24 protein-coding genes are annotated in these 21,963 nt (G+C 60.4%); 16 read left to right on the forward strand and 8 right to left on the reverse strand.

Features of this window, described 5'->3' with window-relative positions:
• Nucleotides 1–5 precede the first annotated feature (5 nt).
• Genes ccoO through ccoP form a run of 3 tightly spaced genes read left to right on the forward strand, consistent with a single transcriptional unit; the run spans nt 6 to nt 1,825 of the window.
• Complete coding sequence (ccoO, locus tag LRK71_RS09850) at nt 6–734, forward strand: cytochrome-c oxidase, cbb3-type subunit II (protein ID WP_232402998.1); 729 nt, start codon at nt 6–8, stop codon at nt 732–734.
• A gap of 12 nt (nt 735–746) precedes the next feature.
• Complete coding sequence (locus tag LRK71_RS09855; RefSeq protein WP_232402999.1) at nt 747–959, forward strand: cbb3-type cytochrome c oxidase subunit 3; 213 nt, start codon at nt 747–749, stop codon at nt 957–959.
• Nucleotides 956–1,825: a cytochrome-c oxidase, cbb3-type subunit III gene (gene ccoP, locus LRK71_RS09860; protein ID WP_232403001.1), complete on the forward strand. Its 870-nt coding sequence runs from the start codon at nt 956–958 to the stop codon at nt 1,823–1,825. The genes LRK71_RS09855 and ccoP overlap by 4 nt, the downstream gene beginning before the upstream one ends.
• Nucleotides 1,826–2,201: 376 nt before the next feature.
• Here the strand turns inward: ccoP and LRK71_RS09865 are convergent, their stop codons facing one another.
• Nucleotides 2,202–2,405: a hypothetical protein gene (locus LRK71_RS09865; RefSeq protein WP_232403004.1), complete on the reverse strand. Its 204-nt coding sequence runs from the start codon at nt 2,403–2,405 to the stop codon at nt 2,202–2,204.
• A gap of 100 nt (nt 2,406–2,505) precedes the next feature.
• Between LRK71_RS09865 and LRK71_RS09870 the strand changes: the two genes are divergently transcribed.
• The 5 genes from LRK71_RS09870 (at nt 2,506) to ccoS (ending at nt 7,805) form a co-directional block, all read left to right on the forward strand.
• The gene (locus LRK71_RS09870; protein WP_232403005.1) at nt 2,506–3,390 is read left to right on the forward strand and encodes a LysR family transcriptional regulator; all 885 of its coding nucleotides are present in this window, start codon (nt 2,506–2,508) and stop codon (nt 3,388–3,390) included.
• 123 nt (nt 3,391–3,513) lie between these two features.
• Nucleotides 3,514–4,959, forward strand: coding sequence for a cytochrome c oxidase accessory protein CcoG (ccoG, locus tag LRK71_RS09875; RefSeq protein WP_232403007.1), 1,446 nt, complete (start codon nt 3,514–3,516; stop codon nt 4,957–4,959).
• 4 nt (nt 4,960–4,963) lie between these two features.
• Nucleotides 4,964–5,428, forward strand: coding sequence for a FixH family protein (locus LRK71_RS09880; protein WP_232403008.1), 465 nt, complete (start codon nt 4,964–4,966; stop codon nt 5,426–5,428).
• 7 nt (nt 5,429–5,435) lie between these two features.
• Nucleotides 5,436–7,616: a heavy metal translocating P-type ATPase gene (locus LRK71_RS09885; RefSeq protein WP_232403009.1), complete on the forward strand. Its 2,181-nt coding sequence runs from the start codon at nt 5,436–5,438 to the stop codon at nt 7,614–7,616.
• 30 nt (nt 7,617–7,646) lie between these two features.
• On the forward strand, nt 7,647–7,805 hold the full coding sequence (gene ccoS / locus LRK71_RS09890) for a cbb3-type cytochrome oxidase assembly protein CcoS (RefSeq protein ID WP_232403010.1): 159 nt from the start codon (nt 7,647–7,649) through the stop codon (nt 7,803–7,805).
• Nucleotides 7,806–7,935: 130 nt separating this feature from the next.
• Here ccoS and LRK71_RS09895 read toward each other — a convergent pair whose 3' ends face one another.
• The 3 genes from LRK71_RS09895 to LRK71_RS09905 all read right to left on the reverse strand — a co-directional run bounded on the left by LRK71_RS09895 (nt 7,936) and on the right by LRK71_RS09905 (nt 11,054).
• Nucleotides 7,936–9,579 carry a D-alanyl-D-alanine carboxypeptidase family protein gene (locus LRK71_RS09895; protein ID WP_232403011.1) on the reverse strand — a complete coding sequence of 548 codons (1,644 nt, stop codon included), beginning with the start codon at nt 9,577–9,579 and terminating at the stop codon, nt 7,936–7,938.
• Nucleotides 9,580–9,940: 361 nt separating this feature from the next.
• Nucleotides 9,941–10,267 carry a hypothetical protein gene (locus LRK71_RS09900; protein WP_232403012.1) on the reverse strand — a complete coding sequence of 109 codons (327 nt, stop codon included), beginning with the start codon at nt 10,265–10,267 and terminating at the stop codon, nt 9,941–9,943.
• A gap of 67 nt (nt 10,268–10,334) precedes the next feature.
• Entirely contained in the window at nt 10,335–11,054 is a 720-nt protein-coding gene (locus tag LRK71_RS09905) for an HAD family hydrolase (protein WP_232403014.1), read from the reverse strand.
• A 108-nt stretch (nt 11,055–11,162) separates the two neighbouring features.
• Here LRK71_RS09905 and clpS point away from each other — a divergent pair, with 108 nt between their 5' ends.
• The 5 genes from clpS to LRK71_RS09930 all read left to right on the forward strand — a co-directional run bounded on the left by clpS (nt 11,163) and on the right by LRK71_RS09930 (nt 15,406).
• Nucleotides 11,163–11,486: an ATP-dependent Clp protease adapter ClpS gene (gene clpS, locus LRK71_RS09910; protein ID WP_408635993.1), complete on the forward strand. Its 324-nt coding sequence runs from the start codon at nt 11,163–11,165 to the stop codon at nt 11,484–11,486.
• Nucleotides 11,487–11,511: 25 nt separating this feature from the next.
• Entirely contained in the window at nt 11,512–12,513 is a 1,002-nt protein-coding gene (locus LRK71_RS09915) for a class I SAM-dependent methyltransferase (protein WP_232403018.1), read from the forward strand.
• 138 nt (nt 12,514–12,651) lie between these two features.
• Complete coding sequence (locus tag LRK71_RS09920; protein WP_232403020.1) at nt 12,652–13,455, forward strand: SDR family NAD(P)-dependent oxidoreductase; 804 nt, start codon at nt 12,652–12,654, stop codon at nt 13,453–13,455.
• Nucleotides 13,456–13,528: 73 nt separating this feature from the next.
• A complete protein-coding gene (gene hemF / locus LRK71_RS09925) occupies nt 13,529–14,440 on the forward strand; it encodes an oxygen-dependent coproporphyrinogen oxidase (protein WP_232403022.1) in 912 nt (303 codons plus the stop codon).
• A gap of 141 nt (nt 14,441–14,581) precedes the next feature.
• A complete protein-coding gene (locus LRK71_RS09930; protein ID WP_232403024.1) occupies nt 14,582–15,406 on the forward strand; it encodes a glycoside hydrolase family 25 protein in 825 nt (274 codons plus the stop codon).
• 37 nt (nt 15,407–15,443) lie between these two features.
• Here LRK71_RS09930 and LRK71_RS09935 read toward each other — a convergent pair whose 3' ends face one another.
• Together LRK71_RS09935 and hemC are read right to left on the reverse strand one after the other, a co-directional pair.
• Nucleotides 15,444–16,388 carry a fatty acid desaturase family protein gene (locus LRK71_RS09935; RefSeq protein WP_232403026.1) on the reverse strand — a complete coding sequence of 315 codons (945 nt, stop codon included), beginning with the start codon at nt 16,386–16,388 and terminating at the stop codon, nt 15,444–15,446.
• A gap of 115 nt (nt 16,389–16,503) precedes the next feature.
• Nucleotides 16,504–17,463, reverse strand: a complete 960-nt coding sequence (gene hemC / locus LRK71_RS09940; protein ID WP_232403036.1) for a hydroxymethylbilane synthase — start codon at nt 17,461–17,463, stop codon at nt 16,504–16,506.
• Between the two features lie 178 nt (nt 17,464–17,641).
• Between hemC and hemE the strand changes: the two genes are divergently transcribed.
• The 3 genes from hemE to LRK71_RS09955 all read left to right on the forward strand — a co-directional run bounded on the left by hemE (nt 17,642) and on the right by LRK71_RS09955 (nt 19,539).
• The gene (gene hemE, locus LRK71_RS09945) at nt 17,642–18,676 is read left to right on the forward strand and encodes a uroporphyrinogen decarboxylase (protein WP_232403039.1); all 1,035 of its coding nucleotides are present in this window, start codon (nt 17,642–17,644) and stop codon (nt 18,674–18,676) included.
• Nucleotides 18,666–19,208 carry a GNAT family N-acetyltransferase gene (locus tag LRK71_RS09950; protein WP_232403041.1) on the forward strand — a complete coding sequence of 181 codons (543 nt, stop codon included), beginning with the start codon at nt 18,666–18,668 and terminating at the stop codon, nt 19,206–19,208. Before hemE ends, LRK71_RS09950 begins: the two co-directional genes overlap by 11 nt.
• Before the next feature lie 166 nt (nt 19,209–19,374).
• Nucleotides 19,375–19,539 carry a hypothetical protein gene (locus tag LRK71_RS09955; RefSeq protein ID WP_232403043.1) on the forward strand — a complete coding sequence of 55 codons (165 nt, stop codon included), beginning with the start codon at nt 19,375–19,377 and terminating at the stop codon, nt 19,537–19,539.
• Nucleotides 19,540–19,700: 161 nt separating this feature from the next.
• Here the strand turns inward: LRK71_RS09955 and LRK71_RS09960 are convergent, their stop codons facing one another.
• Nucleotides 19,701–20,858 carry an acyl-CoA dehydrogenase family protein gene (locus LRK71_RS09960; protein WP_232403045.1) on the reverse strand — a complete coding sequence of 386 codons (1,158 nt, stop codon included), beginning with the start codon at nt 20,856–20,858 and terminating at the stop codon, nt 19,701–19,703.
• Nucleotides 20,855–21,955 (reverse strand): CaiB/BaiF CoA transferase family protein, encoded by a 1,101-nt coding sequence (locus LRK71_RS09965; protein WP_232403048.1) that lies wholly within the window; start codon nt 21,953–21,955, stop codon nt 20,855–20,857. The genes LRK71_RS09960 and LRK71_RS09965 overlap by 4 nt, the downstream gene beginning before the upstream one ends.
• Nucleotides 21,956–21,963: the final 8 nt, after the last annotated feature.

Here is a 21,963-nt window from a genome sequence, read left to right on the forward strand (position 1 = left end):
AGCAAATGTCCATTCTCGACAAACACAAAATCCTCGAGACCAACGCGACCCTGCTGCTGGTCTGCAGCTTTCTGGTCGTGACCATTGGCGGGCTGGTGCAGATCGCACCCCTGTTCTGGCTGGAAAACACCATCGAAGAGGTCGAGGGCATGCGTCCTTACACGCCTCTCGAATTGGCAGGGCGTGACATCTATATCCGCGAAGGCTGTTACACCTGTCACAGTCAGATGATCCGCCCGATGCGGGATGAGGTCGAACGCTACGGCCACTACTCGCTGGCGGCAGAGTCGATGTATGACCACCCCTTCCAGTGGGGGTCAAAACGCACCGGGCCGGATCTGGCCCGTGTGGGTGGTCGCTATTCGGATGAATGGCATGTTGACCACCTGCGCAACCCGCAGGCGGTGGTGCCGGAATCAGTCATGCCTAAATATGGCTTTCTGGAACGGGCCCACGTCGATGGTAAATACATCGGGGATCTTATGGCGGCCAATGCTTTGGTCGGCACGCCCTATAGCGATGAAATGATCGCCAGCGCCCAGGCCGACTTTAAGGCCCAGGCCGATCCGGATGCCGATTACGATGGCCTACTTGAACGCTATGGCGACAAGGTCAGCGTGCGCAACTTTGATGGCCAACCCGGTCTGTCAGAGGCTGATGCCCTGATCGCCTATCTGCAAATGCTGGGGACTTTGGTTGACTTCTCGACCTTCACCCCCGACGCAAGCCGCTAAGGAGACATACAGATGGAAATCTACACCCTCCTGCGGGAATTCGCAGATAGTTGGATGCTCTTGTTTCTGTTCTCGTTTTTCACCCTGGTTGTAATCTGGGCTTTCCGCCCTGGCAGCTCAGCGGTCTATGAGGACACAGCCAGCATTCCCTTTCGCCACGTAGACGCTCCGGCCCCCGACGAGGCCGAGGTGACACCCGCCGCACATAAGGAGGCGCGGACATGAGCAAACCCGTCAAAAAATACGATGATGATCCCAACACCACTGGTCACAGCTGGGACGGGATTGAGGAATTCGACAATCCAATGCCGCGCTGGTGGCTTTGGACCCTCTATGCAACCATTGTCTGGGCGATTGGCTACACCATTCTGTACCCGGCCTGGCCAATGGTGAACTCGGCCACCTCTGGGTTGTTGGGCTGGTCGACGCGGGCGGATGTTGCCGATGAAATCGCGGCGGTCGAAGAGGCCAACGCGCCGATGAACGCCAAACTGGAAGCGGCTGATCTGACCGCCATTTCCGGGGATGCCGATATGGGGCCCTATGCGGTTTCGGCGGGGTCTGCCGTGTTCAAGACTTGGTGCGCCCAGTGCCATGGATCTGGTGCGGCTGGGGCCAAGGGCTATCCTAACCTGTTGGACGATGATTGGCTGTGGGGCGGCTCGATTGAGGAGATCCATACAACCGTTTCACACGGGATCCGGAATGAAGAAAGCGACGATGCGCGCTATTCCGAAATGCCTGCCTTTGGCCGTGATGAACTGCTGGAGAAAGACGAAATCCACCAGGTGGTGAACTTTGTCATGTCGCTTTCGGGTGAGCCGCAGGATGCATCGGCGGTTGCCGCTGGGGCCGTGGTCTTTGAAGACAACTGTTCTGCCTGCCACATGGAAGACGGTAGCGGTGATCGCGGCCAGGGCGCGCCCAATCTTGGGGATGCGATCTGGCTCTATGGGGGCGATTACGCCACCCTGACCGAGACGGTGACAAATTCCCGCTATGGGGTGATGCCGCCTTGGAACACCCGCCTGACCGAGGCAGAAATTCGCGCGGTTTCGGCCTATGTGCATCAGCTGGGTGGCGGCGAATAATCGCAGCCCGGCACGGATGCCCTGATGACAGTTTGGGCCGCCCCAGGGGGCGGCCCTTTTTCGTGTGAATGATCCGGCGGGGCGGCTATATTTCTGGCCCCATTTGACAGAGGTCAAATCGCCACGCAACAAAACCGGCTTTATTGAAACGCAGGAGGACGCAGGCTGAGACAGCGCGCTGGGGGAATGGCGGGCCGGTCAGCCGGAGATCCCAAAGATCCCCTGTAGGATCCTTGGGCGGCGGCGTCGGCTTTTCGATCTGTTCGCGCGTTTCCTGAAAAGCCGACGCCCTTTCCTTCTCTCACACGACCGCGACCCAACACCGGACCCTAACCTGAAGCTGCTAGCCGAGTGGTCAGGGATTCTGCCATAGGGGTCATAGGCTTTTGACCTCACCGCAGCAGGCAGGCTGGCAGACCGGTTGCGCCGGGATGCGGGCTGTGCCCCAGAGCCTGAGGGCGCGCAGCAGCGTGGCGATTCTGCGCCGGGGCGGGGTGGTGGTCTTGGGAAGATCCCGCAGGGGCACCTGGCTGTGCCGGGTCGCGGTCAACAAGGAGCGGGCGTAGATATCAGTCAGCATCTTGAAACCTCCTATGCTGGTGTTCTGTGTCTGCACTCTGGTCAAATAGCGCGCGACATGCGACTCAGGAAGAATGTAGTTATGTAAGTCGAGGTTACATATGGACTGGCTATCCCTGCCGCCACTTGCGGCCCTTCGGGCCTTTTGTGCCTACGCAGAACATGGAAATATCGCAAAGGCTGGCATGGCCCTGAATGTCAGCCATGCTGCCATCAGCCAACAGCTGCGCAGCCTGGAGGACCACCTGGGTACGCCGCTGTTGGATCGCAGTCACCGCAGTCTGGAGCTGACACAAGAGGGCGCGCATCTGGCTCAGGCGCTGTTGCTGGGCTTTGGTGCCGTTCAATCGGCGGTGCAGGATATCAGCACCCAGGGGGCCGCCCGCCCCTTGCATATCAGCTGTACCCCGATGTTTGCCGCCAATTGGTTGATGCCGCGCTTGGCCGAATTTCGCCTGAAACACCCCGAGATCGACCTGGTTATCGACCCGCGTGGTGAACTGGTCGAATTGCAGCCTGGTGGCATTGATATTGCCCTGCGCTATGGCGCTGGCCAGTGGCCGGGCCTTGAGTGCGAGCCGCTGCTGCCGACGCCCATGGTGGTGGTGGCCAATCCCAGCCTGTTGCGGGGGCGGCAGGTGCACTGCCCCGAGGATTTGCTCGACTATCCCTGGCTTGAAGAACTGGGCACCACCGAGTCGGATCTCTGGCTGCGCTCGCGCGGGGTGGCAAAGGCGGTCCGGGGGGCCAGCATCAAATTGCCGGGCAATCTGTTGATGCAGGCCGTTCGCGACGGCCAGGGCGTCGCGGTGGGGGTGAAGGCCTTTGTCGCAGAGGATTTACAGGCGGGGCGGCTGGTTGAATTGTTCACCGAACACCAGGACCGGGGCTACCATATCGTGACCCGCCCCGGGGTGCAGCGGCGCCAGCTGCGCCTGTTCATTTCCTGGCTGCGGCGGCATAAAAATTCAGGCACAATCACCTAGGGCATAAGCGGGCAGGCTATAAAGATGCTTATCCGATGTGCTTTTTTTGATCCACGTCAAAGAGCCGCCTCGGAAGATTTGAAAGAACCGCAAGACAAGACACAAATTCAGTGGAGTGAGTCCGTGAGTGATTCCGATCCCGCCCCCAGCCTCTATGCCGCCAGAGAACCAGTTTTTCCACGGCGCGTCTCTGGGGCTTTTCGCAACCTGAAATGGTATATCTTGGTGATTACCCTTGGGATTTATTACATAACCCCTTGGATACGCTGGGATCGAGGCACGTCTTTGCCGGATCAGGCGGTGCTGCTGGATCTGGCCAACCGTCGCTTTTACTTCTTCTGGATCGAAATCTGGCCGCATGAATTCTATTTTGTCGCCGGTCTGCTAATCATGGCGGGGCTGGGGCTGTTCCTGTTCACCTCGGCGCTGGGGCGGGTCTGGTGCGGCTATGCCTGCCCGCAGACCGTCTGGACCGATCTGTTCATTCTGGTTGAACGTTGGATCGAAGGCGATCGCAACGCCCGCCTGCGGCTGCACCGGCAGAAAAAGATGGATCTGCGCAAGGCGCGTCTGCGGTTGACCAAATGGCTGTCCTGGCTGCTGATTGGCCTGGCAACAGGCGGTGCCTGGGTGTTCTATTTTGCCGATGCGCCAACGCTGTTTGTTGATCTGGTGACCGGTCAGGCGCATCCCATTGCCTATACCACCATGCTGGTTCTGACCGCGACGACCTTCTTCTTTGGCGGTATCGCCCGCGAACAGATCTGCATCTATGCCTGCCCCTGGCCGCGCATTCAGGCGGCGATGATGGACGAAGACACCCTGGTCGTGGGCTACCGCGACTGGCGTGGCGAACCACGTGGCAAGCTGCACAAGAGCAAGGGCAAGGCTGAAATCGCGGAACCGCCCCAGGGCGACTGCATCGACTGCATGGCCTGTGTCAACGTCTGCCCGGTGGGGATTGATATCCGTGATGGTCAGCAGCTGGAATGTATCACCTGCGCGCTGTGCATTGATGCCTGCGATGATGTGATGGAAAAGATTGGTAAACCACGCGGGTTGATCGACTATATGGCGCTCTCGGATGAGGCGCATGAACGCGCAGGCCAGCCGCCCAAGAATATCTGGAAACACATCCTGCGCCCGCGTACCATCCTCTATACCAGCCTATGGAGCTTCGTTGGCCTGGGGCTGATCTTTGCCTTGTTCATCCGATCTGATATTGATTTGACTGTGGCACCGGTGCGCAACCCCACCTTTGTGACCCTGTCGGATGGCTCGGTGCGCAATACCTACGATGTGCGCCTGCGTAACAAACACGGCGAACCACGGCCCTTTGAATTGTCGCTGAAGGGGGATCCAAGCATGCGGATCCAGCTGGAAGGCACGCCCTATGCCTCGGTTGAGGTTCCGGCGGATACTGCCTACCTTCAACGGGTCTATATCGTAACGCCCAAAGGCGCAGAGCCCTCTAGTGCGGAGGCTACGCCCGTGCGGATCTGGGTCGAAGATCTGATCACCGGGGATCGGGCCTATAAGGACACCACCTTCAATGGCAGAGGAAACTGACCAGATGGCAAAAACGACACGAGAATTTACCGGTCGACATGCGCTAATGATCTTTTGCGGTGCCTTTACGGTCATCATCGGTGTCAATCTGGCGCTGGCCTATAATGCGATCAATACCTTTCCGGGGCTGGAGGTGAAAAACTCTTATGTTGCCAGCCAGGAATTTGACGTGCGGCGCTCGGCGCAACAATCCTTGGGCTGGTCGGTCTACGCCTCGGCGCAGGAGGATCAGGTCACGCTGGAAATCACCGATGCCGAAGGACAGCCGGTTGAGGTCGCCAAGCTCAGCGCGACGCTGGGGCGGGCAACCCATGTCAAGGACGACCAGGAACCGGATTTTCAGTTCAATGGCACCGCCTATGTGGCCCCGGCAGATCTGGGGCCGGGTAACTGGAATATCCGTATGGTGGCACGGGCCAAGAATGGCGTCGAATTCACCCAGCGGGTGATCCTGCATGTAAAGGGATAGGCCCGATATGACTGCTCAGATGCGCCCCGCGATGGCCGTATGCCCCGGCTGTGTCGCCGCCCCGTCAGAGATGCCGGAACAGGCCCCAAGCGAGGTGCGTCTGGCCCTGTCGCTGCCAACGATCCATTGTCAGGCCTGTATCTCGACGGTGGAACGGGGGCTGAACGCCCATCCCGGCATTCATTCGGCGCGGGTCAACCTGACGCTAAAGCGCGCCCTGATCGAGGCAGATCCGGATCTGCGCGCTGCCGATCTGATCCCGGTGCTGGCAGGCCTGGGGTTTGAGGCGCATGAGCTGGATCTGGCCAGTCTTGCCGCCACCCAGAGCGACCGCGCCGGGCGTGATCTTTTGATGCGACTGGCGGTGGCGGGCTTTGCCTCGATGAATGTGATGCTCTTGTCGATCTCGGTCTGGTCCGGTGCCAGCGATGCGACCCGCGACATGTTCCACTGGATTTCGGCGGCCATTGCCTTTCCGGCGGTGATCTTTGCCGGGCAGCCCTTCTTCAAGAACGCCTGGAGCGCCCTGCGGGTAGGGCGGCTCAATATGGATGTGCCGATTGTTCTGGCGCTGGTGCTCGCCTTGCTGACCTCTCTTTGGGAGACCAGCCTTTCGGGAGAGCACGCCTATTTTGATGCGGCTCTGACACTGACCTTCTTTCTGCTGGCGGGGCGCTATCTGGACTATCGCACCCGCGCGGTGGCGCGGTCCGCAGCAGAGGAGCTGGCGGCGCTAGAGGTGCCGCGCGCCCTGTGTATGCAGGATGGCGCGCCGGTCGAAGTGCCGGTGGCGGATCTGGCCTTGAATGATCTGATCCTGGTGCGCCCCGGTGGGCGGATGCCGGTGGATGGTTGCATCACCGAGGGTCAGTCCGAGCTTGACCGCTCTTTGCTGACCGGCGAGACGCTGCCGGCTTTTGTTGAACCTGGCGCCCAGGTTTCTGCTGGCGAGGTCAATCTGACCGGGCCGCTGGTGGTCCGGGCTGAAGCGGTGGGCGAGGATACCTCGCTGCACCGGATGGCGGAACTTGTTGCCATCGCGGAATCGGGGCGATCGCGCTATACATCGCTGGCGGACCGGGCGGCGAAACTTTATGCGCCGGGGGTGCATATTCTGTCGGCCTTGGCCTTTGTCGGCTGGTATCTTTATACATTCGATCTGCGTATGGCGTTGAATATCGCAGCGGCGGTGCTGATTATCACTTGCCCCTGTGCGCTGGGGTTGGCAGTGCCGGCGGTGACCACGGCGGCCTCGGGACGGCTGTTCAAACGCGGTATGTTGATCAAGGATGCCACTGCGCTGGAACGGCTGGCCGAGGTCGATACCGTGGTTTTTGACAAGACGGGCACCCTGACAGCAGGCACACCGCAGTTGGAAAACCCAGATGATTTTTCGCAGGCCGATCTGGCGCTGGCGCTGGCGCTCGCGCAGGGGTCGGCCCATCCCCTGTCGCAGGCGCTGACCAGGGCGGCGCAGGCTGCAGGCGTCGATCCGGCTGCGGTCAGCACCCTGCAAGAGCATCCAGGCTATGGCACCGAAGGTCTGTTTCAGGGGCGTCGGGTACGCCTTGGCCGTGCGGCCTGGCTTGGCGCAGAGCAGGGCGGGCAGACGGCAGCCTGGCTCGACAGGGGCGATGGCACAGCACCGCGGGCCTTTCTGTTTCACGATGCGCTGCGCCCCGGCGCCGCACAGGCGGTGGCGCAGTTGCAGGCGGCAGGCAAAGAGGTGCTGCTGATTTCTGGCGATACCAGCGCCGCAGTGGCGGATCTGGCCACCCGTCTCGGGATCAAGACTTGGCAGGGAGAGGCCCTGCCCAAGGATAAGGCGACGCGGATACAGGCGCTGTCTGATCAGGGGCATCGGGTTTTGATGGTGGGGGATGGGTTGAATGACACGGCGGCGCTGACGGCGGCACATGTGTCGATCTCGCCGGCCTCGGCGCTGGATGCGGCGCGGGTGGCTTCGGATATCGTGTTGCTGGGGCAAGACCTCGAACCGATTGCCGAGGCCTGCGTTCTGGCCCGCAAGGCAACCAGACGCATCCGAGAAAACTTCCGCATTGCAACCCTTTACAACGTGGTGGCTGTGCCGCTTGCCATCGCCGGTTTTGCAACGCCCTTGATTGCGGCGCTGGCGATGTCTACCTCTTCCATTACCGTATCCTTGAATGCCCTGCGCCTGAAATAGGATGGCAGGGCCCGACCGACAGGACAGACCATGAGCGTTCTTGCCTATCTTATTCCCATATCCCTGCTGCTGGGTGGCGGCGCATTGGTGGCCTTTATCTATACGGTGCGGTCCAATCAGTATGATGACCCGGAAGGCGATTCACGCCGCATCCTAAGTGAAGAATGGGATGATCACCCCAAGCCCTGATGACGACCAGCCGGAATGGAACTGGCCCCGCCTGGGCGGGGCAAAAAAGGCCCCTTCGCTAAAAAGGGGCCTTTGTTCTTGTGCGTCACGCGCTAAAGCGGTGGCGGTGGTATTTCCGTTTGTCGGGCGGTTAGGACGCTGGGCCCAGCGTGTCACAGCTGATGTTGCGGGCGCGCAGGCGGCGACAGGCCAGCTCGGCGCCTTCTTTGCTCATTCCCAGGAAATTGGCGTCAAAGCCCAGTCGCGACTGGGCCACCTTGCGCAGGGTACCATCGAGGGTCTCCATTTCCGACAGGGCGGTGCGAAGAAGTACTTTTTCCGCCTGATAGCGGCTGGTGTAGCGCCCTACATTGATCCCCCAATAGCGCCCGCCAGAGGTGGACAAGCGGGTGATCACGATAGGTTCAGCCGCCGCCGCAGTGGCAGATTCTGCACGGGCCAACTGGGTTGGGCGGGCCATTGGCCGCAACCCGGTAAAGGGGCGCACCTGCACGGCGGGTGTTGCGACCTGTGTCTCAGCCTGTTCTCCGGCCAGTGCAAGGGCCAGGGTTGCGGTAGCTTCGCCAGCGGCAGAGGCGGTAGAGGCGGATGATCCGGTTGCGGAGGGCAGAACCTCGGCCTCGGCCATCGCGGCCGAGATGCTGGCCTGCAGCACTTCGGGGTCAAGCGTGGTTGTGTCCTCTGTTGCGGTTTCCGCCTCGTTTGTGGTTTCGGCGCTGGCGACCAATACCGGGGTTTCGTCTTCTATGACACTTGCGGGACGGCCCTGGGGGCGCAGGCTGGTGGAAACCAGGCCATTGACGCGCACGGTCTTGCCCGCCGTGCCATTGCTGGCCACCTGGGTAGAGACATTCAGCCCCCTGTTGCCCACATAGGCCGGCAGGGCAGGGGCGCGCACACGGGCCCGGGATGGGGCACGGCGAAAGCCCAGGTCCAGCAGCTCGGCGACCTTGGCGTTGCGCGAGGTGGAGGATTTGCCACCAAAGACGGTTGCAATGACGCGTTCATTGCCCCGTTTGGCCGAGGCCACAAGGTTGGAGCCAGCCGCGCGGGTATAGCCGGTCTTGATACCATCGGCCCCCCGGTAAGAGGCGAGCAGGCGGCGGTTGGTATTGGGCACGGTCCGCACTCCGGCATCCGCTGTCTTGCGCGAGAACAGGTTATAATATTCTGGATAGTCGTACAGAATGTGACGGCCCATGGTGGTCATGTCACGGGCGGTGGACAGATGACCAGATTCGGTCAGCCCATGAGCGTTTTTGAAGGTGGTGCGCGACATGCCTAGCGCCTTGGCGGTACGGGTCATGCGCCGGGCAAACGCAGCCTCCGAGCCAGAAATAGCCTCGCCGATTGCGGTGGCTGCATCATTGGCGGATTTCACGGCGGCAGCACGGATCAGATAGCGAAAGGCGATGTGCTGACCGGATTTCAGCCCCAGCTTGGAGGGGGGTTCAGCGGCGGCATTGCGGCTGATGCGTACTTTTTGATCCAGAGAGATTTCACCATTCCGCACCGCTTCAAAGGCAATGTAGAGCGTCATCATCTTGGTCAGGGAGGCAGGGTGCAGGCGGGTATCGGCGTTGCGCGAATGCAAGACCTCGCCGGTCCGGGCATCCACGACCATGGCCGCATAGGGGGCTGCCTGGGTCGGGCTCGGAGGCAGCAGAACCACCCCTAGAGTGAGAAAAACACTCACGATCCACAGCACAAGCCGGGCACGTACCCGCTGTCCGCGAATCAGGTAAGCACACCTGATCTGCTCAAAAACTGCCATTTTTCTGCCTCTATGCCGCCGGTTTTCCGGCTGACGATTTTGCCTGCTATCCGTAAATGCTAGCATATGATGCGGTTGGAATAAACCGCAGAGATCCGGCTGGCGGCGCCCGGTATCGCTACATGTAGTAAGACCGGAAGGCGGTGCTTCTAGATCGGCGTTACCTTAATAAAGTGTGAATAAAATTCCGGCGATATGTGGTGGTTTATTGGCGGATGCAGGGGCGATTTTTAACAAGCTGGTGCCGATTGGCCACGCATTTTTCCTCGTACCGGCCTTGATTCGTCCAACCGGCTGCGGGATCAGCCATGTATCGCAGGCTGTTCCAGCCGCAGCGCATGCGGACCGGACGGGGGCGGGGTTATGCCGTCAAGCGGCGGGTCACGTAAAACGGGGTGGAATACTGTAGCCCGAGCGAAAATTCGCATGGCCGTGGCAGCATTGCGCCGATTTCCTGGTTCAGCTGGCTGAGCAGTGCGTTTGAAAAGGCGCTGTCTCGGTGCGCTTTGACCAGCAGAGTCACGCTGATGGCGACATGGCTGTGATGGTATTGCGCGAGGGGATAGGCGCGACCCTTGCAGAGCCCGGCGCTGGCATCATGGTCCTGGATGATCGTCTCGATCCTCGCCAGAATGGCGGCGCTGTCGATCTTCAGATCGTCAGAATATTTGAGCTCGGCATGGGGCATTGGGCCTGTCCTGTCTTATGGGGGGGGGCGTGTCGGGCCAGCGCAATGGGGCATTGGCGTATCGCGCTCAGAGGGCTTTGATCCTGGCAACCAGGTCCGGCAGCTGGCCCAGATGCTCTATCGCGTGATAGCGGGGGCTTTCGCTGGGGGGCTCGGCGTGCTCAACCTCCCAGATCTGGCCATGCGGGACATAGATGCCCCAGCCGCCTGCTGTGATCAGGGGGACCACATCCGAGCGCATGGAATTGCCTACCATCATGGCGCACTCTGGCCCCTCGGCGTGGCGGGTAAAAATCTCATGGTAGATTTGCGGCGTTTTCTCAGAGACAATTTCAACCGCGTCAAACAGATCGCCCAGGCCAGACTGGGCCAGCTTGCGCTCCTGATCCAGTAGATCGCCCTTGGTGATCAGGATCAACCGGTGGTGATTGGCCAGCTGTTCGACAGCGGCGCGGGCATGGGGCAGCAGCTCTATCGGATAAGTCAGCATCATCTGCCCCGCCACAATCAGCTCCTGGATCACCGCAGCAGGCACCCGCTGGTTGGTCACCTCAATGGCGGTTTCGATCATAGACAGGGTGAAGCCTTTGACGCCGTAGCCATAGCGCCCGAGGTTGCGCCTTTCCGCAGCAAGCAGGCGGCGTTCCAGCCCGGTGCGATCCAGCGACGCCGGGGTGTGATCAAGCAAAAGCGTGGCAAAGCGGTCCTGGGTGACCCGGAAAAATCGCTCGTTGTGCCAAAGGGTATCGTCGGCATCAAAGCCAATGGTTGTCAAATTGCTTGTCACAGTGCTGCGTCAATCCCTTTTCCTGCGCTGTCTTTACGCTATATAAGCAGTGAATAGAATTCCACTCATGACTGGAACCAAAAGCCGATGCCGTTGCTGCCTGTTAGGATGTCCAAATTTTCGGATGACGATGAGACCGATCTTGGCCTGCTGACCAAGACGCGTCCCAAAACCCAGCGCCCGCCGCGCTATAAGGTGCTGTTGCTGAATGATGATTACACGCCAATGGAATTCGTCGTGTTGGTGCTGGAGCGGTTTTTTGGCATGACCCATGCGCAATCCTTCGAGATCATGCTGACCGTGCACAAAAAGGGGCTTGCAGTGGTGGGGGTCTTTACCCATGAAATTGCCGAGACCAAGGTTGGTCAGGTGATGGATTTTGCCAGCCGTCATCAGCATCCTCTGCAATGCACGATGGAAAAAGAAGAATAATATCAAACTGAAAGAGGCACCTGTTATGTCCCTGCGCCTGTCCCTTGCCCTTGAGACGGGTGGCTGCGTCGTGCCCGATGAGGGCCGCATCGCCGTCTTTTCCCCGCATGCTGATCTGGATCTGTCTGCCCTGCCAAAGGAGCGGGTGCTGATCCTTCACCCAAGACGCCCTGAGTATGAAAGCCATGAGGCAGCCGGTTTTGCCTGCCTGCCCGGACTGGCAGATCTGCCAGAGGCCGAGCACTTTGCCGCTGCGGTGGTTTTTCTGCCCCGCGCCAAGGCCGAGGCCCGTCTTCTGGTGGCCCAGGCCGCGGCCGTGACTGCAGGCCCGGTGCTGGTGGATGGTGCCAAGACGGATGGTATCGATTCGATTCTGAAAAACCTGCGTAAACTTACCGAGACCTCTGCACCGATATCAAAGGCGCATGGCAAGATCTTCTGGTTCCAGGGCGGCAACAATGCCTTGGCAGACTGGGGCTGCGAAGCGGCGGCAGAGGTGGCAGGTTTCACCACCGCGCCGGGGGTGTTTTCTGCCGACGGCATTGATCCGGCTTCGGCGCTGCTGGCAGAGTGCCTGCCGCAAAAGCTGGGGCGTTCGGTTGTCGATCTTGGGGCTGGTTGGGGTTATCTGTCATCGCAAATTCTGGCTCGCGCCGGGGTAGAGCAGCTGCATCTGGTAGAGGCCGATTATACGGCCCTGGGCTGTGCCCGGCAGAATATCAGCGATAGCCGCGCCCGGTTCTACTGGGCGGATGCCCGCAAGTGGAAACCCGCAGAAGCGGTGAACACCGTGGTGATGAACCCTCCCTTCCATAGCGGACGCAGCGCTGAGCCAGAATTGGGGCAGGCCTTTATTGCGGCGGCGGCGGATATGCTGGTGGCCTCGGGGCATCTGTGGATGGTTGCCAACCGCCACCTGCCCTATGAAACTGTTCTTGGGGTCCGGTTCGCAGCGGTCAGCGAAGTGGCTGGCAATACGCGGTTCAAGGTGCTGCACGCGCAGCGCCCGCGCCGGATCAAGGCCTAGGTCGCGCCGCCGCGCGCGGTTTTACCTGCGCGGCCTGTTTCAGATAGACCCGCTTTGCGGCCAACACTTCTCCGTTTCCAAACCGGGCATCGGGGGCTAGGCTCGCAACCAAAATCAAACCCAGGGAGTATGCCGCGCATGTCCTTTTCCATTTCCGGCAAGACAGCCATCGTCACAGGGTCCTCGACCGGTATTGGGCTGGCCATTGGCCGCCAGTTTGTTGCAGCGGGTGCCAATGTGATGTTCGCCGACACCAACGAGGCCGCATTGGTGAACGAACTTGGCCCCAAAGTTGAGGATAGCAATATCCGCTATTTCGCCGGGGATCTGCGTGAACGGCTGACCATTGCTAACCTGCTTTCGGCCACTATTGATGCCTTTGATGACATCGACATCCTGGTCAATGGCGCTCGCCAGGTGGTGCAAAGCGATCCGCTGGACCCCGAGGATGACTCGCTGGAGCTCTTGCTCACAGAGAACCTGTTGCCGACCCTGCGCCTGTCACAGCAGGTGGCGCGGCGGATGATCAAACAGGGCGAAAGGCGGGATGATCTTGCCCCCCTGGGCGCGATCATCAACCTGTCGTCCATTGCTGCCCGGCGTACCCACCCCGAGCTTCTGGCCTATTCTGTCGCCTCGGCGGCGCTGGATCAGCTGACCCGCTCGCTCTCGGTGTCTTTGGCGCCGCATCGGATCCGGGTGAATTCCATCGCCTTTGGCTCAGTCATGAGCGCCTCAATGCGGTCGACCCTGAAGGACAACCGCAGCTACCGCGCAGATATCGAAGAGCACACGCCGCTGTGTCGTATTGCCTCTCCGACCGAATTGACCGAAGCGGCGCAGTTTCTCGCCTCCGAGGCCTCGGGCTTTATGACCGGACAGATCATGACGCTGGATGGTGGCCGCACCCTGCTGGACCCGGTCGCAGCGCCGGTACACTAATTTTCCAGACGACATCACATCCCTGTTCTGGGCCTAGCCTGCCCAGTTGTCCGTATCGCAGAAAGATCCCATGATGCCCGCCGAAACCCCAACCCACGCCGATATGACGCAGGAAAAGGCCCAGGCCGCCGCCTGGTTCCGCCAGTTGCGTGATGAAATCACTGCCGCCTTTGAAGGGCTGGAAGACAGCCATACCCAGGGTCCCTTTGCCGAACTGGAGCCGGGCCGCTTCGAGGTTAGCGAAACAAGTCGCGCCGCAGCCGATGGCATCGACGCGGGCGGTGGTTTGATGAGCGTGATGCGCGGTGGCCGGGTGTTTGAAAAGGTCGGCGTCAATATTTCCGAGGTCTATGGCACTCTGGGCGAGAAGGCACAAAACGCTATGGCCGCGCGCAAGGGGCTACCGGGGATGAAAGAGGATCCGCGCTTCTGGGCCTCGGGGATTTCCCTGGTGGCGCATATGCGCAACCCGCATGCGCCTGCGGTTCATATGAACACCCGGATGTTCTGGACGCCGCATGCCTGGTGGTTTGGCGGTGGCTCTGACCTGAATCCCTGCTTGGAATACGCCGAGGACACGGCGCATTTTCATGCCACCCAGCAGAAATACCTCGATCCACATGGCGCGGATCTCTACCCGCGTCTGAAGGAATGGGCGGATGAGTATTTCTATATTCCGCATCGCAATCGGGCGCGGGGCGTTGGCGGCATTTTCATGGATGATCACAACACCGGCGACTGGGCTGCGGATTTTGCCCTGACCCAGGACATTGGCCGCGCCTTTCTGCCGGCCTATCTGCCCCTGGTGGAAAAACGCCGCAGCCAGCCGTTTGACGCGGCCGACAAGGACGCGCAGCTGGTGCATCGCGGGCTCTATGCCGAATACAACCTTGTCTATGATCGCGGCACCAAATTTGGTCTCGAAACCGGCCATGATGCCAATGCGGTCCTGATGAGCCTGCCGCCAATGGCAAAATGGGTCTGACCCGGGCGCCTATCTTGCGGGAACACGCCCAAAAGCCTTTGCCGACGGTTTGGCCCTATGCAAGGCAGTGTCTTCGATAGAGATTAACAGAACCAGTGCTATCTGCGCTGGTTCTTTTGATTTCAGTCGTTGGGTTTTTGCATGCATAATAAGGTATTGAGCATTCTGATGGTGGCGGCGCTTGCCAGTTGCGGCCAAAAGGCACCGCCCCCGCCTGACATCGCAACAGCCCAGTCCGCGCCGTCGCAGCGCCCGACCCAGGCGCAGTTGTCGCAGTTGGTCCGCTATCCGCATTTTGACGATACCGATCCGCATGAATGGCAGGGTCGGGGGCCGCGCAGCTATCCGATCCACGGTATTGATGTCTCGCGCTATCAGGGGGATATCGACTGGGGACAGGTGCACCGTTCCGGCGTGTCCTTTGCCTATCTCAAGGCGACTGAAGGTGGCGATGTGGCTGATCCTGCCTTTGCTGCGAACTGGCGTGGCGCAGCGCGCGCCGGGGTGCCACGCGGGGCCTATCATTATTATTACTTCTGCCGCAGCGCGGCAGAGCAGGCCCGCTGGTTCATCAAACATGTGCCGCGCGATGCCAATGCGCTGCCGCCGGTGCTGGATATGGAATGGAACCCGCGTTCGCGCACCTGCACCAAACGCCCTGATGGCCAGGTGGTGCGGGCCGAGGCGCGCAAATTTCTCGCGCTGCTAGAGGCGCATTACGGCCAACGTCCGATGGTCTACACCACTGTGGATTTCTTTGCCGATACCGGTATTGGCCGCCTGCGCGATACCGAGTTCTGGCTGCGCTCTGTCGCGGGCCATCCGCGTCAGATCTATCCCGGTGCCCATTGGCGGTTCTGGCAATATACTGGCACTGGGGGGGTGCCGGGGATCAAGGGGAATGTGGACCTGAATGTGTTTCACGACAGCCCCGAAACCTGGCTGCGCTGGTCCGGACAGCTTTAGGCAGTGCGCGGGGCATGGGGCGTAGCGGGGTGTGGGCTCAGCTGCGTTTCCAACCCGCCTCTGCCAGGGCCTGACCATAGCCAGACGCAATCCGCATATCCGGACCTATTCCCTTGTCCAGCAGGGCCTTGTGCATGTTTTTCAACTGCCAGCAGGGCACATGCATGACCATATGGTGCTCTAGATGGTAGTTGACCCAATAGGGCGCCACAAACAGCCGCGCGATGGGGCCGGCCTTGGTGGTGCGCACATTCTGCAGCGGATTGTCGGATTGCTCGGTGGCCCCGTGTTCCGCAATATTGCGCACCCGCAGCACAAACTGAAACCAGGTCAGATAGGGCAGCACCCAAAAGGCCAGCCCCCACCACCAGTCGCCAACCAGGCTCATGCCCAGTGCGATGCCGATAAACACCGGCAGGGCGTGCCACAGATGTGATGCCTTGAAACTCTGGGCAAAATCAGAGGCTGCGGCCTCCATCGCGTCATCGTCCCCTGCCAGGCGAAAGCTCATGAGGATCTGGCCAATCAGCTGCTTGGTCCCGGTCTGTCCGGTCAGGTCACGGGTGAATTTTCGCTTCAACGATGCCTTTGTGGTGGGGAATTTGGAGCTGAGCACCAGATCGGGGTCTTTTTCGGACTGGGTAAACCGGTGATGCGTCAGGTGATAGTGGCGATAGGCCGCGAGCTCGGCCAGAATGGGCCGCCCACAGAGCCACTCGCCTATGCGATCATTCCATTTGCGGTTTTTGAAAAGCGCATTATGGGCCGCTTCATGCATCAGGATCGCCAAACCCAACTGGCGTGAACCGATAATCATGATTGCCAGTACAAACGTCAGCGGGTTGTGCCAGAGCGCAAACAGGGTCAATGCGCAGGCAATTGTCCCCCAGCAGTGCAGCACCAGCCAGGCCCCCATGGCATTCGAACGTGCCGCCAAGGGGCGGATTTCTTCCGTGCTGAGATAGGATTTTCCGGGTGTCATTTTGCGCTCCTCCTGTGACAGAGGGTCGCCTGCATTGGCGCAGCGGTCAAATGGGGCGTCGCGTCATACCCTTGGGTATGTTGTGCTATCTGGGCCGGTCTGTCGGCTGGTGGGGCTATCGACGCCAGTCAAAAAAGCCGGGTCCGGCAGCGGCCAGCAATTTTTCCGCCATCTCGCGTCCCAGGTCGGCGCCATCCGCAATGGTGCAAGTCTGGTCTTCGGAAATGGATTCGGATCCATCCGGGCGCAGCACTTCGCCGCGCAGCCGCAGGGTTGTGCCATCCAGTTCCGCCAGCCCCGCAATGGGGGTTTCGCAGGATCCATCCAACGCCGCCAGAAAGGCCCGCTCTGCCGCCAGCCGCTGGCCGGTGGTCTTGTCGTGGATCGCTTCCAGCATCGTTGCCACGCGGGTGTCATCGCCGCGGCGTTCAATACCAATTGCCCCCTGCGCCACCGCAGGCAGCATATCCGTGGTCTCGATTGCGCTTGCCGGTACCTCGGCCATGGCCAGCCGGTTCAGCCCCGCCATCGCCAGGAAGGTGCAGTCAGCAACGCCAGCGTTCAGCTTTTTCAGCCGGGTCTGCACATTGCCGCGAAACTCCACCACTTGCAGATCGGGGCGACGGTTCATCAACTGGGCGCGCCGTCGCAGCGAAGAGGTGCCAACCACGGCCCCCGCCGCCAGATCCTGCAAGCGCGACACCCGGGGCGACACAAAGGCATCCCGCACGTCTTCGCGCGGCAGATAGCAATCCAGCACCAATCCCGCAGGCTGCGCCACTGGCATGTCCTTCATCGAATGCACCGCAATGTCGATGGCTCCTGACAAAAGGTCCTCTTCGATCTCCTTGGTGAACAACCCTTTGCCCCCCAGCTCTTTCAGTGGCTTATCCGCTGCGATCAGCGCCTGATTGTCACCGGTGGTCTTGATCACCACAATTTCGAACGCCTCTGGCGGCAGATCAAAGGCGGCAGCCAGACGGCGGCGCGTCTCATAGGCCTGGGCCAGCGCCAGCGGTGATCCACGGGTGCCGATTTTCAGCGGAGAAGCGGGGGAGGGCAGGTTCTGTGTCATGCACAAACCACTAGTGCATTTTTCGCAGAAGTGGAAAGCAGTTTTGCGCCAGAAAAGGCTCAATTTGCCAGGCCAGCGGCGATTTGCCGTTGCAGCTGCGGCGTGGCTGCCCTTGACAATTCGCTGCTTTGGGTCGACCTGATGGGGCAAGAAAACGTAAGACAAGCTTGAGGATGATATGGCCGAACAGAAGAAACTGCTGCGCGCATTGGCAGGCGAAACACAGGATGTACCGCCGATCTGGATGATGCGTCAGGCTGGTCGCTACCTGCCAGAATATCGCGCCACGCGGGCCCAGGCCGGGGATTTTCTGTCGTTGTGCTACAATCCGGAACTGGCCGCCGAAGTCACCCTGCAACCGATCCGGCGCTACGGATTTGATGCGGCCATCCTGTTTGCCGATATCCTGCTGATCCCCCAGGCGCTGGGGGCCGATCTGTGGTTTGTCACCGGCGAAGGCCCTAGGCTGTCGACCATCACGACAGAGGCGGATTTTGCCAAACTCGGTCGGGCGACAGATATCCATGAGACCCTGAACCCGATCTACGAGACGGTGAAAATCCTGGCGGGCGCGCTGCCAAAAGAGACCACATTGATTGGTTTTGCTGGGGCGCCATGGACCGTGGCAACCTATATGATTGCCGGGCGCGGCACCCCGGATCAAGGTCCGGCGCATGCGCTGCGGCAGGAAAACACACCTCTGTTCGAGGCGCTGCTGGCGCGCATCACCGAGGCGACAATCGATTACCTCTCCAAACAGATCGAGGCCGGCGCCGAGGTGGTCAAGATCTTCGACAGCTGGGCTGGTTCGCTGAAAGGGGATGATTTCCGCAAATACGCGTTGCAGCCCTGTCTGCAGATCACTGCCGCCCTGAAAGAACGTCATCCTGGCATTCCTGTCATCGGCTTCCCCCGTGAGGCGGGTGAAAACTACCTCGGCTTTGCCAAAGAGACTGGTATTGATTGCCTGGCGCTGGACAATTCGGTTGATCCGGTCTGGGCTGCACAGCATCTGCAGGTCGATGGCTGTGTGCAGGGCAATCTCGCCTCGCGCCACATGGTCACCGGCGGACAGGATCTGGTCGACGAAACCCGCGCCATCGTGAAGGCCTTCAAAAATGGCCCGCATATCTTCAACCTTGGCCATGGGATTACCCCGGATGCGGATCCGGATAATGTGCAGGTGATGATCGACACGGTGCGTGGTGGCTGACAGCGCGGCAGCAAAGATCACGCTGCGGCCCGGCTGCCAGACCGATGCCGCCAGCCTGGCCGCCCTCTCGATCGAGGTCTGGCTGGGCACCTATCTGCGCCATTGCATCAGTAAGCGCTTTGCTGATTATGTCTTTGAAACGCTGACGCCAGATCGGTTTGCGCAGCACCTGCAAACCTCAAGCGAGATATTCATCCTGTCGCAGAACCAAGAGGGCATCGACGGTTTCCTGCGCCTGTCACAGGGGGTAGAACCGCCGACAGGCCCTGGCTCGGCGCTTGAAATTGCCACGCTCTACGTGCAGCCCCGCCACCAGGGGCGTGGCATTGGCCAGTCATTGCTGCAGGCCGCAGTGCAGCGCGCGCAGGACCTTGGCGCGCCAAGGCCGTGGCTGACCACAAATGCGCAAAACACCAAGGCCATAGGTTTTTATCAGCGCCAGGGCTTTGCAATCACTGGCGAGACCGCCTTTTGCCTCGGCGCCGAGAGCTACCCCAACACGTTGCTGACCTATTCCCCGGCGCTGGTGTAACCACCGGCCTTCGCCCTTCATCTTACTCGAAATACCGCGGGGTGAATTGGCCTTTGGGCCAAGAGGGGCAGCGCCCCTCTCTTGTTGCATCCACAGCGACACCCCCTTGCTGAAATGCGCAAACTGTATCATCACCCTTGCAGTCCCTAACCCAAAGGCCACCGACATGGATTACAGCAAAAAAGGCGGCCCGCGTATGGGCCGCAACAGCCCCCGGCACGCCGAGCACAATGCCAAAGGCAGCCAGAAAAACCCCTACGACAAGCGCGATGATAAATCCGCCCTGTTGGGACGGATGAAGGTCGCAGCGGAAAAAGCAAAAGAATCCTGAAGCTTGTCGTGTTCATGTGCAGTGACGCGACTGGCGCTACTTGTTGATTTTTCATGTTGCGCAATACCGGTACCCACTTTGCGCAACATGCGCGTGGCGCGGGGGCAGCGCACCCCTGCGGCGTGGTAGCCCTGTCGCGGGCCAAAGGGGGGAGCGGTGGGTCAGTCGGTCAGGCTGCGGGCGATCAACTCTTTCATGATCTCATTTGCACCACCATAGATTTTTTGCACTCGCGCGTCGGCATACATGGTCGAAATCGGATAGTCCGACATATAGCCATAGCCACCAAAGAGCTGCAGGCACTCATCCATGGTGTCGCATTGCATCTGCGTCACCCACCATTTTGCCATGGATGCCGTGGTGGCATCCAGTTCACCGCGCAGATGTTTGGCAATACAGTCATCCAGAAAGACCCGCGCGATATGGGCCACGGTCTTGACTTCGGCCAGTTTGAACCGGGTGTTTTGCATCTCCAGCAGCGGCTTGCCAAAGGCGTGGCGCTCTGCGGTGTAGGCGACAGTTTCCTCCAGCGCCTTGTCCATCGCAGCGGCGCCGCCCAGGGCCACCACCAGGCGTTCCTGTGGCAGGGATTTCATCAGTTGATAAAATCCCTGTCCCTCGCGGCCACCCAGCAGGTTTTCCGGTGGTACCCGCACAGTGTCAAAGAACAACTCGGAGGTATCCTGACTTTTGAGGCCGAGCTTCTCCAGTTTCCGCCCGCGGGCAAAACCGGGAGCCTCGGCGGTCTCCACCACAATCAGTGAAATACCTTTGGATCCCAGGCTCGGGTCTGTCTTGGCAACAACAATGACCAGATCGGCCTGCTGGCCATTGGTGATAAAGGTCTTTGAACCATTGAGGACATATTCATTGCCGTCCAGCTTGGCGGTGGTCTTGATGTTCTGCAGATCGGATCCAGTGCCGGGTTCTGTCATGGCGATGGCGCAGACCATTTCGCCACTGGCCATCTTGGGCAGCCAGCGCCGTTTCTGCTCTTCAGAGCCATAGTCGAGGATATAGCCCGCACAGATCTGGCTGTGCACCGAATTGCCAAAGCCGGAAAATCCGGCGGCGCGGTACTGCTCGGTGGCAATCACTGCCTCGTGGCGAAAATCGCCCCCCATGCCGCCGTATTCTTCTGGTACCGAAGCGCAGAGAATGCCAAATTCGCCCGCCTTGTTCCAGAAATCCCGGTCGATATGGCCCTGTTCCTGCCAGCGTTTTTCATGCGGGACCATTTCCTTGGCATAAAAATCGCGCAAGGACTCCTGCAGCATGGTCAGCTCGTCATCCATCCAGGGAGAAATATGAGGGGTCATCGTGGGTCTTCCTTGATAAGGCCGAGTTCGGCCAGGATGTTGTTGCTGTCTTGGCCGCGCTCGGGGGGGGCTGTGGGCTGCCACGCCGGGCTGTGATCAAAACGCGGGGCGGGGGCCGCCTGCAACACGCCGTCCTGTTCAACCCAGGTGCCTCGGGCATTCATCGGATGTGCCAGGGCCTCATCGGGGCTCAGTACCGGGGCAACACAGGCATCGGTGCCGTCAAACAGCGCCGCCCAATGGGCGCGGGGCTGAGCGGCAAATATCCCGGCCAGCCGCGCGGTCAGGACGGGCCAAGTGCTGGTGTCGAACTGATGTTTGAACTCCGCATCCTCCGCTAGCCCCATCAGCGACAGAAACTGTGCGTAGAATTTGGGCTCCAGGCATTGCACCGTCATGTAGCCGCCATCGGCGCAGGCGTAGGAGCGGCTCCAATGGGGGCCATCCAACAGGTTCTGCCCGCGCGTCTCGCCAAAGCCACCGGCCTGGCGGATGCTCATCAGCAGGTTCATCATATGGGCCGATCCGTCATAGATCGCGGCGTCGACCACAGTGCCGACACCGCTGGTTTTTGCCCGCAGCAACCCGGCCAGCATACCTGCCACCAGATACATCGCACCGCCGCCAATATCACCGACCAGCGTGGCGGGTGTCAGGGGCGCATCGCCCGGATTGGACGCATACCAAAGCGCGCCGGAGAGCGAGATATAATTCAGATCATGGCCGGCAGTCTGCGCCAGCGCACTGTCCTGACCCCAGCCGGTCATCCGGCCAAAGACCAGCGCAGGGTTCACCGCCTGGCAGGCCTCGGGGCCGATGCCCAACCGCTCCATCACGCCGGGGCGAAAGCCTTCGATCAGCCCATCCGCCGTGGCGACCAGTGCCAGGAAGGTTTTGATGTCATTCGGGTCTTTCAGATCCAACTCGATCGAGCGTTTGCCTCGATCCAGTATTGAACGTTCTGGCATTCCGGGGGTGACGCCACCGCCCTTGCGATGGACGCAGATCACATCAGCGCCCATATCCGCGAGTGTCATGGCGGCAAAGGGGCCGGGGCCGAGGCCTTCCACTTCGATAATGCGTGTCCCTTGGAGCATCCTGCCCT

Source organism: Pseudophaeobacter flagellatus (genome assembly GCF_021228235.1).
GTDB lineage: Bacteria > Pseudomonadota > Alphaproteobacteria > Rhodobacterales > Rhodobacteraceae > Pseudophaeobacter > Pseudophaeobacter flagellatus.